Source organism: Collinsella sp. CLA-ER-H2 (assembly GCF_040092405.1).
Taxonomy (GTDB): Bacteria; Actinomycetota; Coriobacteriia; order Coriobacteriales; family Coriobacteriaceae; genus Collinsella.
The window spans coordinates 1-16,762 of the sequence record NZ_JBBNLO010000023.1 but is presented as its reverse complement, the minus strand read 5'-3'; the positions used below and the strand labels follow the sequence as shown (position 1 = coordinate 16,762).

14 protein-coding genes are annotated in these 16,762 nt (G+C 62.5%); 9 read left to right on the top strand and 5 right to left on the bottom strand.

Annotation, left to right across the window (positions count from 1 at the left end):
• Positions 1–68: 68 nt before the first annotated feature.
• On the bottom strand, positions 69–1,160 hold the full coding sequence (locus tag AAAX59_RS07420; RefSeq protein WP_099431937.1) for a hypothetical protein: 1,092 nt from the start codon (positions 1,158–1,160) through the stop codon (positions 69–71).
• A gap of 191 nt (positions 1,161–1,351) precedes the next feature.
• Here AAAX59_RS07420 and AAAX59_RS07415 point away from each other — a divergent pair, with 191 nt between their 5' ends.
• Positions 1,352–1,522 (top strand): hypothetical protein, encoded by a 171-nt coding sequence (locus AAAX59_RS07415; protein ID WP_157757989.1) that lies wholly within the window; start codon positions 1,352–1,354, stop codon positions 1,520–1,522.
• 24 nt (positions 1,523–1,546) lie between these two features.
• Here the strand turns inward: AAAX59_RS07415 and AAAX59_RS07410 are convergent, their stop codons facing one another.
• Both AAAX59_RS07410 and AAAX59_RS07405 read right to left on the bottom strand, forming a co-directional pair.
• Positions 1,547–2,650, bottom strand: a complete 1,104-nt coding sequence (locus AAAX59_RS07410; protein ID WP_349071312.1) for an RsmB/NOP family class I SAM-dependent RNA methyltransferase — start codon at positions 2,648–2,650, stop codon at positions 1,547–1,549.
• A gap of 150 nt (positions 2,651–2,800) precedes the next feature.
• Positions 2,801–4,951 (bottom strand): class I tRNA ligase family protein, encoded by a 2,151-nt coding sequence (locus AAAX59_RS07405; protein WP_349071311.1) that lies wholly within the window; start codon positions 4,949–4,951, stop codon positions 2,801–2,803.
• Positions 4,952–5,083: 132 nt separating this feature from the next.
• On the opposite strand from AAAX59_RS07405, the gene AAAX59_RS07400 reads away from it, so the two are divergent.
• The 3 genes from AAAX59_RS07400 to queA all read left to right on the top strand — a co-directional run bounded on the left by AAAX59_RS07400 (position 5,084) and on the right by queA (position 7,518).
• Complete coding sequence (locus AAAX59_RS07400) at positions 5,084–5,650, top strand: DUF3267 domain-containing protein (protein ID WP_349071310.1); 567 nt, start codon at positions 5,084–5,086, stop codon at positions 5,648–5,650.
• A gap of 10 nt (positions 5,651–5,660) precedes the next feature.
• On the top strand, positions 5,661–6,236 hold the full coding sequence (locus AAAX59_RS07395) for an epoxyqueuosine reductase QueH (protein ID WP_349071309.1): 576 nt from the start codon (positions 5,661–5,663) through the stop codon (positions 6,234–6,236).
• A 70-nt stretch (positions 6,237–6,306) separates the two neighbouring features.
• Positions 6,307–7,518, top strand: a complete 1,212-nt coding sequence (gene queA, locus AAAX59_RS07390) for a tRNA preQ1(34) S-adenosylmethionine ribosyltransferase-isomerase QueA (protein ID WP_250787531.1) — start codon at positions 6,307–6,309, stop codon at positions 7,516–7,518.
• Between the two features lie 348 nt (positions 7,519–7,866).
• Here queA and AAAX59_RS07385 read toward each other — a convergent pair whose 3' ends face one another.
• A complete protein-coding gene (locus AAAX59_RS07385; protein ID WP_349071308.1) occupies positions 7,867–9,630 on the bottom strand; it encodes a hypothetical protein in 1,764 nt (587 codons plus the stop codon).
• Between the two features lie 294 nt (positions 9,631–9,924).
• Between AAAX59_RS07385 and AAAX59_RS07380 the strand changes: the two genes are divergently transcribed.
• The 3 genes from AAAX59_RS07380 (at position 9,925) to AAAX59_RS07370 (ending at position 13,258) form a co-directional block, all read left to right on the top strand.
• Positions 9,925–10,725 carry an SDR family oxidoreductase gene (locus tag AAAX59_RS07380; protein WP_006235414.1) on the top strand — a complete coding sequence of 267 codons (801 nt, stop codon included), beginning with the start codon at positions 9,925–9,927 and terminating at the stop codon, positions 10,723–10,725.
• A gap of 424 nt (positions 10,726–11,149) precedes the next feature.
• Entirely contained in the window at positions 11,150–12,289 is a 1,140-nt protein-coding gene (gene tgt / locus AAAX59_RS07375) for a tRNA guanosine(34) transglycosylase Tgt (protein WP_349071307.1), read from the top strand.
• A gap of 210 nt (positions 12,290–12,499) precedes the next feature.
• Positions 12,500–13,258 (top strand): TIGR00730 family Rossman fold protein, encoded by a 759-nt coding sequence (locus AAAX59_RS07370; protein ID WP_349071306.1) that lies wholly within the window; start codon positions 12,500–12,502, stop codon positions 13,256–13,258.
• A gap of 118 nt (positions 13,259–13,376) precedes the next feature.
• Here AAAX59_RS07370 and AAAX59_RS07365 read toward each other — a convergent pair whose 3' ends face one another.
• Positions 13,377–14,237 carry a DegV family protein gene (locus AAAX59_RS07365; RefSeq protein ID WP_349071305.1) on the bottom strand — a complete coding sequence of 287 codons (861 nt, stop codon included), beginning with the start codon at positions 14,235–14,237 and terminating at the stop codon, positions 13,377–13,379.
• Between the two features lie 156 nt (positions 14,238–14,393).
• On the opposite strand from AAAX59_RS07365, the gene AAAX59_RS07360 reads away from it, so the two are divergent.
• Together AAAX59_RS07360 and AAAX59_RS07355 are read left to right on the top strand one after the other, a co-directional pair.
• Complete coding sequence (locus tag AAAX59_RS07360) at positions 14,394–15,056, top strand: HAD hydrolase-like protein (RefSeq protein WP_349071304.1); 663 nt, start codon at positions 14,394–14,396, stop codon at positions 15,054–15,056.
• Positions 15,057–15,109: 53 nt separating this feature from the next.
• Positions 15,110–16,546 (top strand): M20 family metallopeptidase, encoded by a 1,437-nt coding sequence (locus tag AAAX59_RS07355; RefSeq protein WP_349071303.1) that lies wholly within the window; start codon positions 15,110–15,112, stop codon positions 16,544–16,546.
• Positions 16,547–16,762 lie beyond the last annotated feature (216 nt).

Genomic DNA, 16,762 nt, shown 5'->3' with positions numbered 1-16,762 from the left:
ATCGCTGCATGATTGCTCAAACGAAAACGGCCCGCCTCACGTTTGTGGGGCGGGCCTTGCTGTTGGGGTTAGCGTTTCTTTCCGCGGAAGAAGAAGCCGTGCAGTGACGGCTTGAGGCCGCGGTTGGCGCGATGCTCCTCGACGCGCTCGTGGATCGAAGCGACGCGCTCGATGACTTCGTCGGGAATCGGCACGTCGGGATTCATGTTCTCGACCTGGCTGACCTCGGCGGCGGAGACCTGGTCGATAATGGGCACATCGTCGTGCGAGATGACAGGTGTGGCGTCTTCCTTCATCTTGCGATAACGCTGCATCATGTCGGTCTGTAACTGCTGGGCCGAAGGCGGCGTCCAGATGATGGCGTTGGCGCCGGCGGCGATGGTTTCACGGATGCTCTCGGGCGTCTTGCCGCCCGGCGCGATGAGCGGCAGGTTGGGATAGTGCTTGCGCAGCTCGCGTAGGACCTGGGGCGTGTTCTTGCCGGCGGCGATGTTGAGAATCTTGGCTCCAGCGCGCACCTTGGCGTGGGCATCGTCGTCGCAGCGAACGACCGTAGCGATGACGGGGATGTCGGCAATGTTAGTGATGTGCTCGACCATTTCGGCGGTGGCGGGGGAGTTGACCACACAGCCCGCCGCGCCCTGCATCTCGGAGACGGCTGCCATCTGAACGGAGCGCTTGCCGGTGGTGGTGCCACCGCCCACGCCTACGAAGACCGGGCACTCGGCGACGGTCAGCAGCGCCTGCGTAATGGCGGGCTGCGGCGTGAAGGGGTAAACGGCAAAGACGGCATCGGCGTTGGAGTTGCGGATGACCGCGACGTCGGTGGTGTAGATGAGCGATTTGATACGACGGCCGAAGAGCGTGAAGCCGCTGGCTTCCTCAATCTCGTCAGGCATGCGAAGGGCCGCCTTGCGCAGGCGCCCGTCGATGGGCAGCGGCTCCATGGGAAGCAGTCCGTTGGGGGTCACGGCTACCTGGGGTTCGGTGAACTCGTCTGCGAGCTCGACCTCGGAGAAATCGACCGAGGCGACGATGTCCTCGTGAACCTCGGCGGGCACATCGATGGGGGCTTGGTCGTTTGCCGCGGCAGGCGTGTCGAAGGAGCTGGTGCCGACGAAGGCGTCGACGCGCTCATTTAGATCGTTGAGGGTATCCATGGAAGCTCGATTCTATGTGATGACGGCCGGCGCGATGCAGCCGGAATTGCGAATGCTAAATCGTTTGACGAGTTGATTTTTCCCCGCCGCGCCATCCGTTAGACCGAAGGGCCGGCGAACGTGAAGGAGCTGTGGTGGCGGGTATTGAGGTGCTATCTTGAATGTCCCGTTTAAAAGAGAGGTGACGCGGTATGGAATTGACAGCAATGTTTGGCTCGATTGGCCTGTGTGTGGGCGCAATCGTTGCCGCCGCGGTCATCTACTTTGTGGTCACGGCCATTAAGGGCAAAAGGGCCGAACGCAAGGAGCGCGCGATGCTTAAACAGCATCGCGACCAGCAGGGCAAACGCGCACGGAGATAGCTTGTTGAGTTTTGGATCCGTGCGCTAGCTGCGTTTTCGGATCAGGGCAATGTAGAAGCCCTCAAAGTCGCGGCTGGGCGGAATGGTGAGCGTGCCGGGCAGGCCGTTGGCGATGGCCGATACCTGACCCGCGGCAATGGCCTCGGTCAGGGCGTTGGACTCGATGCGCGGCTCCTCGCCAGCTTCCTGCGCGCGGCGTGCCTCACTTTCGCTTGGTGTGCCGTCGAGGGGGATGAGCTCGCAGTCCATATGCTTGTCGAGGGCCTCTTGCAGGGCGTCCTCGTTTTCCTGCGGCAAGATCGAACAAGTCGAATAGACGAGCGTGCCGCCCGGTTTGAGGGCTCCCATGGCGCGGTCCAGAAGTGCTCGCTGCGAGCGGGCACACTTGCTCAGCAACTGCTCGGTCAGGCCGCGCAGGCTTTTCTGTTTGCCGCTGATGACGTTGCCCGTGCCGGTGCAGGGAGCGTCGAGCAGGATGCGGTCAAAGCGGAAGAACTCGTCGAGCTCGCGTGCGTCGATGCGCATGACGGGCACGTTTTTTGCGCCTTGGCGGTGGAGGTTGGCTTCGAGCTTCTCGGCGCGGGGAATGCTCATCTCGCAGGCGGTAAGGTGCGCCTGTCCCTGCGTGAGGGCGGCGATCTGCGTCGTCTTGCCACCGGGGGCCGCGCACATGTCCAGGATGTCCTCGCCGGCCTGGGCGCCCAGGACCAACGGCGGCATCATGGACGACAGGCTCTGCAGGTAGATCTTGCCGTCGCGGTAGATGTCGAGATCCCACAGATCGGAAACCTGGGCCTCGGGCAGGATGAAGGCGTCTGGGTACCAGGTGACGGGGTTGTGGGCGATGTCGGCGGCATCGAGCGCCGCAGCGATGTCCTCGGCGGTTGCCTTGAGCGTGTTGACGCGCAGCGTGACCGGGCGTGTGGCCGCGGCGCCGAAGCCCTCGATCATGAGCTCGGCATCGGCGGGCGCATAGGCGCCGGCGACCGTGTCGACCATAAAGCGCGGCAGGTCGGCGGCGGAGTGTTGGGCGGCAAGCTGGTCGGAAAGCTCGGTGGCGGCAAACTGCCTGAGCTTGAGCTCGGCCTTGACCTGCTTTTTCTGCTTACGACGACGCGGCTTAGACATCCGTCTTTCCTTCCACCGAAATGATTATTCTGGGACGGGGATTAAAAAATCATTCCATGACCCCGTCACAAAAAGACTGTACTGTGGCGCCCGGGAATGATTTTTTAATCCCCGTCCCAGAATAATCATTCCCGGGCGCATGTCGTTGGCCTAGTACTGGCTCTCGTGCTTGCTGAAGAAGTCGAAGCGCGGGGGCAGCGGCTTTACGCGGTGCTCGCCGGGCTTCTCGCCCAGGCTCTCCACGAACTTGTCCGTGGAAGTAAAGATGTTGTCCCAGCTAAAGAACACGACCGGGTCGACGTCGAAGTACTCGCAGATGAGCTCGCAGCCGGCGGGCACGATGCCGTGCATCAGGACGGTCGCCACGCGCAGCTCGGTAAAGGCGTCGACGAGTGCCTGCGTCATCGCGGCATTGCTCGGCTCGCCCTCGAGCTTGTTGGCGGCCTTGGAGGCGTCGCTCCAGCGCTTGTTGGCGGCGCGCAGGTAGTCGTCGCACACGGCGAGCGCGCGGTGCGTCTCGAACTTGTACATAGCCTGCTCAAAGGCAAGGGCTGCCTGCTCGGCGGCCTCGACCACGGCGGCAGAAGCAGCGCCGGCGGGAATGCAGCCGTTGCGGTAGGGGCTCTCGTCGCCCTCCTTGACGGCGACGCCGTAGAAGCAGCTGCGGGCCAGGCGGTTGAACACACCGGTCAAAAGGGCGCTCTCCTTAAGGGCCGGGTCGATGACGCGCTTGTCGTCGCAGGCGCGCACTTCGTTGCCGTCCTTGTCCTTGCCGGTCACGCGCGTGTCGTATGCCTTGGGGCTAAAGCTCACCGGCTTCTCGGACAGGCCGAGCGACAGCCAATGCGCGCGCATCTGCTCGCAGGTGTAGTGGTTGAGCAGGTCGTCCGCCGGCGGGGGAGGCGTCTGCGAAGACGAGCTGGCCTTTTTGCCCATGTAGAGCAGGTGGTAGCAGGCGCTGACGGTGCTCTGCGTGAGGTTCCAACCCAGGGCCTCCCACATGGCGGTCTGCGCGATGCAATAGAAGTAGATGTTGTCCTGGCCAATGAACTGGTAGATCTGTGCGTCATCCGAGCACCACCAGTCGCGCCAGTCGAGCGAGCTGTGCTGGTAGGTGGGCGCGGGGACCTGCGTGGAATCGGCGGCGGGCTCGCCCATGAGGGCGGCATCCTGGGCGGCGACGCCCTCGGTCACGCCGGCGGCCTTGGCATCGCGTGCGAGCACGGTGCGGGTGTAGCTGATGGGCGCCCACAGGCTCTCGGGCCAGCACCAGCAGGTGACGTCGGTCACACCGTCGACCTCGGGAACCGGAACGCCCCAGTCGATATTGCCGGTGATGCGGAAGGGCACGAGCGCCTTGCCGCTGCGGAAGCGCACGCCGCCGTTGGCGAGCACCGCGTGGGCGTCGTCGCGCTCCTTCCAGCTGGGGAAGGTGACGGTAAAGCTGCTCTTGTTGCCCTCGGGCTCCAGCACGGTGTGCTCGGGGAGCTGATCCTCAACGGCGTCGAAGGCCTCGCGGAACTTGTTCTGAATATAGAGCTGGGCCGGCAGCAACCACTCCTCCATGGTCTTGGAGACCACGGAGCGAACCTGCGGGTTCTGGGCGAGCTTGGCGGTGTAGGTCTTCATAAAGTCGAGGTAGGCCGGCAGGTCGAAGTACAGGTTATCGACCGGGCGCAGCTCGGGCACCTCGCCGGTGAGTTGGCTCTTGGGCGCGATGAGCTCCTCGGGCTCAAACTGGTGACCCAGGTCGCACTCGTCGGCGTACGCCTTCTCGGACTTGCAGCCTTGGATGGGGCAGCGGCCGATCACCTGGCGACCGTTGAGGAACGTGCCGGCCTTGGCGTCGTAGAACTGCAGGGTAGAGCGCTTGGAGATGGTGCCCCGCTCGTGCAGGCGCTCGATAATCTCAGCGGTCACCTCGTTATGGATCTGGGCCGCCGGCTCAAGACCCGAGCCGCCGTAGATATCGCAGCTGATGTTGTAGTTGTTGAGGGTCGCGGCCTGGCGGGAGTGATTGGACTCGACGTACTCGTTAATGGACTTGTCGTAGCCCCCGTTCTCCCTGAGCTTGCGGTAGCTCTCCATGATGGGCGAGCCGTAGCAGTCGGTGCCCGAGGTGAAGATGACGTTCTCGCTGCCCAGGCGGTCGCGCAGGAAACGGGCGAAGAAGTCGGCCGGGACAAAGACGCCGCCGACGTGGCCAAAGTGAAGGCCCTTGTTGCCGTAGGGCTCGCCGGCAGTAACGATGGCGCGGCGAGGCCAGCTGGGACGGTCGTTCATGGAGTATTTGGATGCCATGGGACTCCTTCGCATATGGTGAGAGCGCGGCCGGGCCCGGGGCTCGGCCGCGCAGTGGTCAATTCGTGCATATCGTTCGACATTATCGCACATGCGGACGGGTACGTGGCAGGGGCGCTATCCTAAGATGCTATGAATGAGATTTCCAACATACATGCGTTTGAAGACGAGGATTTTCTGCACGCCTGCTTTGTGTGGGGGATGGCCGTGCTCGGCGCATTTGCCGTGTGCTTGGTGCCGGTGTTTATGCTGATGGGCGCGCCTGCGGACTTGGATGCGGCTGACGCGGGCGGCTGGATGGCTGTCGTGGGCTGGATAGTCGGCTTGGCTGCGATCTCAATGGCGTCGTTCGCCGTGCACGAGCTGGTGCACGGTGTGTTTTTTAAGCTGCTGGCGCCTGCGGGCGCGAAGGTGACCTTTGGGGCGAATCGCGAGACGGCGATGATCTATGCCTGCGCCGAGGGCGTTGTGTATTCGCGCCGGCGGTACATGGCGGTTTGCCTGGCGCCGACGGTTGTTGTGACGGCGGCGCTTGCCCTGGGGTTTGCGTTTTCGGGCTATCCGCTGCTGTGCTACCTGGCGGCCGGCTTGCATTTGTCGGGCTGTGTAGGCGACTGGTATTACGTGCGGACCATTTTGCGCGACCGCCGCATTGTCGCCTGCGAGGATACGTCCTTTGGCGTGCGCTTTTTTGGGTGAGGAGATGTTGATGAAGCCGTTGCTGCTGCATGCTTGCTGCGCGCCGTGCTCGCTTGAGCCGGTCCGCCTGCTGCGCGAGGAGGGGTTTGAGCCCACGATTTGCTGGACCAACCCCAATATTCAACCGCGCGATGAATGGCAGCGCCGCTTGGACGAGCTGCGCCGGTGGTGTGCCGATGGCGACATCGAGCTCATCGAGGCAGGGGAGGACCGCGATCGCTGGGAGACCGGCGTGGCACCGCTGGGTGCCGATCGGCCTCGTCGCTGTCGCGCGTGCTATGCCCTGCGCTTGGCCGAGGCGTGCCGCGTGGCCCAGGAGCGCGGGTTTGAGTTTGTGGGCACGACGCTCGCCGTCTCGCCGTACCAGCTGTTCAATACCTGCAATGACGTGCTTGAGCGCTTGGCGGCGGCACATGGGCTCACCCCGGTGATTCGCGATTTTCGCCCGTATTACCCCGAGGCGACACGCCGTTCGCGCGAGCTTGGCATGTATCGGCAGAACTACTGTGGTTGCCGCTTCTCGGCTGTCGAGGCGGCCATGGACCGCGCCCGTATCCGCGACGAGCGCAAAGCCGCCAAAAAGTAGTTCATTTGGGACGTCAGCCTGCTAGGATGTAGAGCGGACTTTAGCTATATAAGGAGTATCCGACGTGTCTATGCGTACCGATGATTTTGACTACAACCTTCCCGAGGAACTGATTGCCCAAGCTCCTGCCGAGCCGCGCGACTCCTGCCGCCTTCTGGTGGTGGATCGCAAGGGCTCCCAGGCGGGAACGCCGCTGGAGCACGGCGGTACCGTTGAGCACCGCATCTTCCGCGACATCATCGACTATATCGAGCCGGGCGACGTGCTCGTCATCAACCAGACGCGCGTGATGCCGGCTCGCCTGATCGGTCGCAAAGCCGGCTCGGGCGGCGTGGTCGAGACTCTGCTGCTCAAGCGCCGCGAGGACGTGGATCCGCTGGGCCATGTTTGGGAGTGCTTGGTCAAGCCGGGCAAGCGCCTGAAGCCCGGTGCTCATATTGAGTATCGCGCCGGTGGCGCCCATGCGCCCGAGGGGGCTCCCGTGGTGCTGACAGCCGAGGTTGTCGACTTTGTCACCGATAGCCGCGGCGGCCGTCTGGTGCGTTTTGAGCCGGCCGGTTGCAATGCCGCCGGCGACCCGCGCACGCTCGACGAGGCCATCCACGCTGCCGGCCACGTGCCGCTGCCGCCCTACATTACCGATTACGAGGGCGATCCCGAGAAGTACCAGACCGTCTACGCCATGAAGGAGGAGCACTCGGCTGCCGCTCCTACGGCGGGTTTGCACTTCACGCCCGAGCTCATGGCCGCTATCGAGGCCAAGGGTGCGAAGTTTGCCGCCGTCGAGCTCGAGGTGGGTATCGATACCTTCCGTCTGGTGGAGGAGGACGACCCCACGCAGCACGTGATGCACACCGAGCGCTACCACGTGTCGCAGGAGGTTGTCGATGCCGTGCACAAGGCCAAGGCCGAGGGTCATCGTGTGATCGCCGTCGGCACCACCGCGGTGCGCTCGCTCGAGAGCGCGTTTGACGCGGACGCGCCGGTGTCCGATCCGGCTGTGACGGCGCGCTATTTTGAGGGCCGCGAGGACGGGGCCGACACGCTCGGCCGCGGCGACATCGTGGTGCGCGAGAACGCGACAACGCAGCTCTACCTCATGCCCGGCTCGACCTATCACGTGGTCGACGCGTTGATCACGAACTTCCACGTGCCGCGCTCCACGCTCATGATGCTCGTGAGCGCGCTTGCCACCCGCGACCAGATCATGGATGCCTACGCCGCCGCCATCGAGGAGCGCTACCGCTTCTTCAGCTTTGGCGACGCGATGCTCATTCAGTAGGTTACGGCGTTTTCCAAACGCCGTAACCGGCCGACGCTGCGCGGGCCGCATTTGGACAATCTGACGTTCAACTTCAAGGGCGCGACCAGAAGGTCAGCGCCCTTTCGTTTCACGTCACCTTGCCTCAAATGCGACCCGCTCGCTGACTCTGCCATAACATCGGCATTTCTTTGGTTGTCGATGTAGTCATTGGGGACGTTCTTGTTCGACTAGTCGTTTAAGAACGTCCCCAATGACTACCTTGCATCAATCTAATAAGTTGCGGTGAGATAGTTCTTGAACTGGCCTTTTTTGAGGCTAAACAGGAACTATCTCACCGCAACTGCGTTGAGCTTTTTGGCAGCTGGTTTACTTGCTCGCGAAGAGCCAGATCAGGATGATCACCAGGATTGCGGCGACGATGCAGACGATGGCGCCGGTGAATTTGATGCGTGAGTCGCGGGTGCGCTCGCGTACGTCGTCCTCGGCGGCTTCGAGTTGAGCCACTTCGCGCTCGGTTTCGGCGTGCTCGGCCTTATCGCGGGCCAAGGACCCGGCGAGCGATTCGGTAATCTCGGGATGGTCATGTACCTCGGTCGCCTGCTCGATGATCGACTGCGCATGCACGACGTCCGCCTGGGCATCGGCGATAGCCTGCTCCTGCTCTCGACGTGCCTTGTCCTCGGCGGCGATCTTCTCGCGCAGTTCGCGCTGGCGCGTTGCGGCGGCGGTTTTTGCGGTCTGCAGCTCGTCGCGTGCGGCATCGGCCTCGGCCGTCACGGCCTGATGGGCGCGCTTGGCGTCGGCGATGGGGGCTTGTGCCTGCTCGACGGCGTGCTCGGCGGCCGCGAGCGAGTGCTCAAGATCGGCGGTGATGTTCGGGACATCTTCCTCGGCTTTGCGCAGGGCATCGGCCGTGTCGGAGATCTGCATCGAAAGCTCGCTGGTGCGCACCGTGTAATTGGCGGGATTTGCCGAAGGATTGCGCTGCAGCTCGGCATACTCGTGGCGCAGCGTTTCGAGTTGAGCGCGCGTGGCGTCGACGGTTTGCTGTGCTGCGGCAACGCCGGCGTCGCGCTCGGCCTGCACCTTGTCGCGGATGCGCTTGGAATCCTCGAGGCGTCGAACGAGGCGGTTACCGGTCTCGCGCGAGCTGGCTTCGCGCGCCTCCACGGCATCGAGTGCGGCTTTGAGACGCCGCTCGGTGGCGTCGTCCTCTTCTCTTATTTGCTCGAGCTGCGCCTTGAGCTCTGTTGCCTTGGCGGCATGGGTATCGCGGCCGATTTCTGCCGCCGCGGCGGCCTTTTGTGCCGTGTCGATAGCCTGGCGTTGCTCGGCGACGATTTGGTCGTAGCGGCCTGCGATATCCTGACGCGTCTCGAGTTCCTCGCTTTGATCGGCGATGCGCTGCTCAAGTTCGGCAAGGTGATCGCGTGCATCGGCGAGTGCCTTTTTCGCGGCGTTCATCTCGCGCATGGCCGAGGCCCCCTGCGCGATAAAGGTGCCCACGGCGTTTGCAGTGTTCGAGACGGCAGTTCCCAGATCGCGGCTCGCGGCGGGGGCGTGCGGGGCGATTGGGCGACCGGTGTCGGCAGCGTCCACATCGGTAGTTTGCGGCGCGGCGATATTGCCGGTACCGCCTTCGATTACGGAAAAGCCCGCTGCGTGCGGGTCGACGGCGTCCGCGCCAATCGTGGGATGCTCGAGCTGCAGGAACGAGGGCAGGGTGCTGCCTTGGTCGGCAACGGGGGTCTCGCCGGGCACGAAGGTCGAGGCGGCCTCGGCGGCCTCCTCTTCCTCGGCGTCGATATCGGCGTCGGCCACGGCGTCTTTCATCGCTTCGACGGCATCCATCATGGAGTCCATGACGGCATCGAGCTCTTCTTCCGAAGACACCTCGATGGGGCCTTCTGCTTGCGGGGCGGCGTCCTTTTCGGGGGCGTCGTCCTGAGCGGCCGGATCGTCGTTTTGCTCGCCGGCATCTTCGGCCGCAGGGGCTTCCGTCGCGGCGCCGTTATCCAGAGTGGCGTCGTCGACGTCGGTATCATTGCAGGTCGCAGTGTCAGTATCTGCGGCGACGTCTGCTGAATCATCAATATGCTGCTGAGTCTGGGGGTCCAGCTCGTCTGTCATAAGCATGTGCTCCTCATCGTTGTTTGTCACCCTATGATAAAGTCTCGCGCCGACATCCCGCGTGCCGCAGCAAAGTTTCAAAACGTGTTCGATGGCTCGCATGGATAACAAAAATTCGGCCTTCTTATTCAGTTTGTGCTTGACATCCCCTTCGCCGAATGACGTTGTGCCGTTCGCCTGCTGCAGTCTTTATTTTTCACTTGAACCCGCTAAAGTTGCATTTCAGCTTTTGGCGCGTGAAGTTGGATGCGCGCAGTCGGCGGGCATGCCCGTCGCGATTCGAAAGGACTTTGTATGGGACTTTTCACTGGTAAGACCGTGATCGTCACCGGCGGCGGCAAGGCCACGCTTAAGGACGGTTCCGCTGGCTCCATCGGTTACGGCATCGATATCGCTTTTGCCAAGGAGGGCGCAAACCTCGTCATTACCGGCCGCAACGTTGCCAAGCTCGAGGCTGCCAAGGAGTCCCTCGAGGCCGAGTACGGCGTCAAGGTTCTGCCTGTTCAGGCCGATGTCTCGGCTGGTCAGGACAACGAGGCCGTCGTGCAGAACGTTATCGACAAGGCGATTGAGGAGTTCGGTCGCATCGACGCCGTCGTCAACAACGCTCAGGCCAGCGCCTCGGGCGTGACCATCGCCGACCACACCATGGATCAGTTTAACCTGGCCATTTACTCCGGCCTGTATGCCACCTATCTGTACATGCAGAAGGCCTATCCGCACCTGAAGGAGACCAAGGGCTCCGTGGTCAACTTTGCCTCGGGCGCCGGCCTGTTTGGCAACTACGGCCAGTGCAGCTATGCCGCTGCCAAGGAGGGCATCCGCGGCTTGACCCGCGTTGCCGCCAACGAGTGGGGCAAGGACGGCATCAACGTCAACATCGTGTGTCCGCTTGCTTGGACTGCTGCGCTCGAGAACTTCCAGGATGCCTATCCCGAGGCGTTTAAGGCCAACGTCCACATGCCGCCGGCGGGCCATTACGGCGACGTCGAGAAGGAGATCGGCCGCGTGGTCGTTCAGCTTTGCGGCCCCGACTTTAAGTACATGAACGGCGAGACCGTCACCCTCGAGGGTGGCATGGGCCAGCGGCCTTAAGGGTTCCGCCGTTCTACCGAACGGCGGACCGGCCGACGCTGCGCGGTCGCCAGAGCGGCAACTTGTCATTCAAAGAGGGCGGCATGACCAGAAGGTCTATGCCGTCCTCTTTTCATGCCAATTTGTTCGCTCTGGCGACCGCTCGCTGACATTCCCAAAACATCGGCGTTGGCGTGGCTGGTAAATAGCTCCACTCATTGGGGACGTACTTAAATGAGTACCCGCCGAACGAGAGTGGATAATCTCCCGTTTTTGGTCTGTGTTTCGGGCAAAAGTGGGAGATTGTCCACTCTCATGAGATGGGCGTCCGAAAATCCACGCTCGTTTGCTGCCCCCTTTGCGTCAGTTTCTGTCGAGTCGGTGCTCCTTGCGGGTTGCCCGTATAATGGTTTGCGTATGAACCGCAACCAAGGAGTTCCAGTTTATGGACCAGAGCCTTTTTAAATTCGACCTGATCGCCGAGGATCCGACGACGCACGCGCGTGCCGGCGTGCTGCACACCCCGCACGGCGATATCGAGACGCCGATCTTTATGCCCGTGGGCACCAAGGCAAACGTCAAGGGTATTCCTACCGAGACCGTCAAGCAGCTCGGTGCCCAGATCGTGCTTGCCAATACCTATCACCTGTCCATGCGTCCCGGCGAGGACACCATCGCCGAGCTGGGCGGTCTGCATAAGTTTATGAACTGGCACGGCCCCATCCTCACCGACTCGGGCGGATTCCAGGTCTTTAGCCATAACGACGCCGTTAAGCTCACCGACGAGGGCGTGCGCTTTATCGTCAATGACTACGACGGTCGCCACGTGTTCTGGACGCCCGAGGACAACATGGAAATCGCCATGAAGCTCGGTTCCGACATCTGCATGCAGCTCGACCAGTGCCCCGGCTATCCTGCCACGCGCGCCTACGTCGAGCGCGCGGTGGAGCTGTCGAGCATGTGGGCCGAGCGCTGCTACAAGGCTCACACTCGCGATGACCAGGCACTTTTTGGCATTGTCCAGGGCGGCATGCATCTGGACCTGCGTCTGCGCTCGCTGCGCCATCTGGAGGAGTGCGGTGACTTCCCCGGTTACGGCATCGGCGGCTACTCGGTGGGCGAGGACCACGAGACCATGTTCGAGACGCTGGCGCCGCTTGTGAGCGAGTACATGCCCAAGCACAAGCCGCGCTACCTGATGGGCGTCGGTAACCCGACGACGCTCGTGCGCGGTGTGGGTGTGGGCATCGACATGTTCGACTGCGTGCTGCCGACGCGTACCGGCCGCATGGGCACGGCGTTTTCGAGCGAGGGTCGCCTCAACTTCCGCAACGCCCGCTTTGCGCACGACGACGGCCCCATCGATCCCACCTGCACCTGCCTGGTGTGCACGGGCGGCTACAGCCGTGCGCTCATCCGTCACATGGTCACGCAGAAGGAGATGCTCGGCGGCATTCTGCTGTCGATGCACAACATCTACTACCTGCTCAACCTTATGCAGCGTGCCCGCCAAGCCATTATCGAGGGCCGCTACGGTGCGTTCGTGAGCGACTGGATGAACAGCCCTGCGGCGGTAGATTACTAAGAACTGCGGGCGCGTTTGCGGGGCGCGAGCAACGGCAAAGGCCAAGCGGCGATCGGTCATCGCGTTCGCTAACACGGTCTGTGTGACCGCTGGCCGATGCCTTGCAAGCGCTTGATGCATCGTGGGTACCATACCGAATGGTTGATGTTCGGGCGGGTGTTTGACGCATGGCGTCGACCCCGCCCGTTTCTATTTTCGATAGGAGTACCCATGATTAAGAATGAGAACGTCGAGGGTGAGCCCGCCTACGACGAGACGTACCGCCGCGGCCCCGTGGTCATGCGTGGCCCCATGATTCCCAAGGACAACACCTACGCCAACCTGTTGGCGCCCGAGGATTCGACCGACTGGCTGCATGCCGACCCCTGGCGTGTGCTGCGCATTCAGGCCGAGTTTGTCGATGGCTTTGGCGCGCTTGCCGAGCTCGGGCCCGCGGTGACCATCTTCGGCAGTGCTCGCACGCCCAAGACCGATCAGCTCTACAAGGCTGCGCGCACGGTCGGCCGCAAGATCGCCCAGCGCGGCGTGGCGGTTATCACCGGCGGCGGCCCTGGCATTATGGAGGCGGCCAACAGGGGAGCGGCGAGCGCCAACGGCAAGTCGGTCGGCTTGGGTATCGAGCTGCCGCACGAGCAGGGGCTTAACAAATACGTGAACCTGGGTATGGACTTCCGCTACTTCTTTGTGCGCAAGACCATGTTTGTTAAGTACAGCTCGGGCGCCATCGTGTTTCCCGGTGGTTTTGGCACGCTCGACGAGATGTTCGAGGTGCTCACACTGGTGCAGACGCACAAGGTCAAGCGCATGCCGCTCGTTTTGGTGGGCACCGAGTACTGGCAGGGCCTGTTCGACTGGCTCAACGGCCCGGTGATGGAAGCCGGTATGATCAGCCCGCTCGATCCGGAGCTGGTGCATATCACCGATGACCTCAACGAGGCCGTCGACATCGCCCTGAGCGGGCTGATGTAGGGTAGCTAAAATGGGACAGGCTAAATGAACTGCTTCTAAGTTGCGGTGGAATAGGGATTGATTTGCGGCTGATAAGCCAAAAACAGTCCCTATTTCACCGCAAGTGGTATGGGTGGCCCTAATTGGTAGGTTGGTAGCGGGGGCAGTAGCTGATGGCGATGGCGTCGACGCCTACGTGGGTGGCGATGGTACAGCCGATGGGGCCGGTGCCGGCGTCTACGTAGTCCTGGCCTGCGAGCGCTTGGTTGACGAGCTCCTGCTCCTCGGCAGCGCCGGTCGTGAGCACGCGAACGCTTGAGCCTGGGTGCTCGGTCAAAAATGCGAGGCAATCGGCCATGGTGTTGGCAACGATGCGCTTGGCTCCGCGGCCCTTCTTGACGGCCTTGATCTCGCCCGATTTCCACTCCGGCGAGACGGCCAGGCGAATGTTGAGCATCTGCGTCAGCTGGCCAGCGAGCTTGGGCGCGCGGCCGTTCTTAACGAGGTTCTCGAGCGTGCGGGGAATTAGCAGCAAGTGGGCGTCGGGCAGCGTCGCGCGGATCTGCGCCTCGGTCTCATCCAAGCTGCGGCCGTCCTCGCGCATGGCCAACGCGTACTCCACCAGCAAGCCCTCGGCGCCCGAGCCGGTGCGCGAATCGATGCAGCGCACGTCGAGCTCATGGGTCCCGGCCGTCAGGCATGCGTTGGAATAGCAGGCAGACCACTCGCTGCACAGCGAGATAAAGATCGCGCTATCGTGGCCGTCGGCGCGCACACGGTCAAAGAGCGCCTTAAACTCGCCGGCGCTCGGCTGCGAGGTGTGCGGCAGCTGCTCGGAGCCAGCCATGCGCGCGACGTATTCCTGGGCGGTAATCTGCACCTGGTCGAGCAGGTCCTCACCCTCGATAATCACATGCAGCGGAATCACGTAAATGCCGAGCTCTTGGGCACGGGCGGGGGAGATGTCCGACGTGGAGTCGGTTATGATGGCAAAAGACATAATTGCGCCTTTCGTTGGGGCGTTTGCGCGCCGCCTTCTGAGAGCAAAGTGCGACAAGTATAGTAGAGTCGTTCCACATTGCTAGGTTCAATTGTTGAATAGTCAACAGTTTGAAGTGTCGGTGTGGAAATCGTCAACTGGGGAAGAGGGATGCCGATGGAGGCGTTGGAGATATGCAAACGACCGGTCGTGTTGTTCGATTTTGACGGCACGGTGGCCGATACGGGTCGGGCGGTGATGACCTCGACGCGCAAGACGCTGGCTGCGCGCGGGTTTTCGGAGGCGCAGATGGGTGATTTGCGCCGTATGATCGGGCCTCCGCTGTGGAAGAGCTTCCACGACTTTTACGGCTTCTCGCGCGAGGAGTCGCTGGTGGTGGCCGACGAGTACCGTGCCTTTTTTGATGAGTTAGGACCGGAGGAGTATCCCGTGTTCGACGGGATCCCCGAGCTACTCGACGGGTTGGCCGCCCAGGGCAAGCGTATGGCCGTGGCGACGTCTCGCATGGAAGCAAAGTGCATTGACATGGTGCATGAGCTGGGGCTTTCTCAGTTTGAGGCCGTGGTCGGCATGAATCCGCCTCAGGGACGCGAGACCAAGGCGGATTCGGTCCGCGATGCGCTGGCGGCCCTGGGCGCGACCGCGGACGAGGCCGTGATGATTGGCGACCGCTTTAACGATGTGGAGGGCGCGCACGCGATGGGCGTGCCGTGCGTCGGCATCTATTCGGGCGCGGCGGCGCCGGGCGAGCACGAGGCAGCGGGCGCCGATGCGGTGGTGCATTCGGTGGCCGAGCTTGCTAAACTTTTCGCTATATAAGTACTTGATGTGAGGGGCGGCACACTTGCCCCTCATTGGTAAGGAGGTCGTCCATGAATCAGGTGGAGCAGAGCGTTACCGAGTATGTCGACGAGGTCTGGGAGGATGTCGTCGCCGATATCGAGCGGCTGGTGAGCTATCCGTCCGTGGCGGTTTCTGCCAATGCGGAGCCCGGCGCGCCGTTTGGCCGTCCGGTCCGTGACGCGCTCGATTGCGCGCTCGGCATCGCGCAGAAGCTCGGCTACCAGACAAGCGACGACGAGGGTTACGTGGGCATTGCCGATATCCCGGGTCGCGGCGATAAGCAGCTCGCGACCATCTGCCACGTGGACGTGGTGCCCGCCGGCCCTGGCTGGAATACCGATCCGTTTGCGATGGAGCGCCGCGAGGGCTGGCTGCTCGGTCGCGGCGTGATCGACGACAAGGGTCCGGCCGTGCTGTCGCTCTACGCCGGCGCCTACCTGCTCAAGCACGGCATTGTGCCGCGCTATACCTTCCGCGCACTGCTGGGTTGTGATGAGGAAGTGAGCATGTCCGACGTTCACCATTATCTGGAGAACCACGCAGACCCCGACTTTCTGTTTACGCCTGATGCCGAGTTCCCGGTCTGCAATGCCGAGAAGGGTCAGTTTGGGGCGACGTTTGTGAGCTCCAAGATCGACGGCGGACGCATCGTATCGTGGAGCGGTGCCGAGGCGAGCAACGCCATTCCGTCGCAGTCTATCTGCGAGCTTGCGATTGCCGCCGATGAACTGCCGGCGCCCGTTGAGAACGCTGACCGTTTGGAGATCACAGCACTCGATAACGGGCATGCGCAGATTTTCGCCCACGGTATTGGCGGTCATGCCTCGATGCCCGAGGGAACGATCAATGCCGTCGGTCTGATCGTGGCGTATCTGCGCGAGGCCGAGGACGCGTTTGGTGCCCGCGGCGAGCGCCTGCTGACGCCTGCCGAGCACGAGTGTGTCAAGTTTTTGGCTTTTGTGCATGCGGACGCCTATGGCCGCGGCCTGGGCATCGACGCGACGAGCCCCGCGTTTGGCCCGCTCACCTGCAACCCCGGCGTCATCCGTGTGGCGGATGGCCACATCGAGCAGGTCATTGACGTGCGTTTCCCCGATAGCACCAGTGCCGATACCATCTGCGAGCAGCTCGAGCCGCTCGTGGGCCGCTTTGGTGTGACGTGTCGCGTGGGTCGTGCCAAGGTGCCGTTCTCAGTCTCTGCCGACGATCCGGCCGTGAAGGCGCTTATCGATACCTACAACGAGTTTACGGGCAAGCATGCCGAGCCCTTTGCCATGGGCGGCGGCACGTACGCGCGCAACTTTGCCCGCGCCGTATCGTTTGGCCCCGAGGAGACCGGCCTGGAGCTGCCCGCATGGGGCGGCCAGATGCACGGCCCCAACGAGTGCGCTAACGAGGAGCAGCTCAAGCAGGCGCTCAAGATCTATATCGTGGCAATCCTTCGTCTAAACGAACTGGAGCTTTAAGGTTTCGCGGTTTCCCAATCTAAGTTGCGGTGGAATAGTTCCTAGAAGGGGGTGCGGACAGAAAGTTGGACCGCGGGGCGGTCCGGACTTGGAGTGGGTATGATGAATTGGACACCTAGTTAAGAGCGAAAGGTGTTCAAGATGACCCAAAGAAGAAAGCGATACGACAGGCAGTTCAAGGTCTCGGCGGCAAAGGTGGTCCTGTCCGGGGAAATG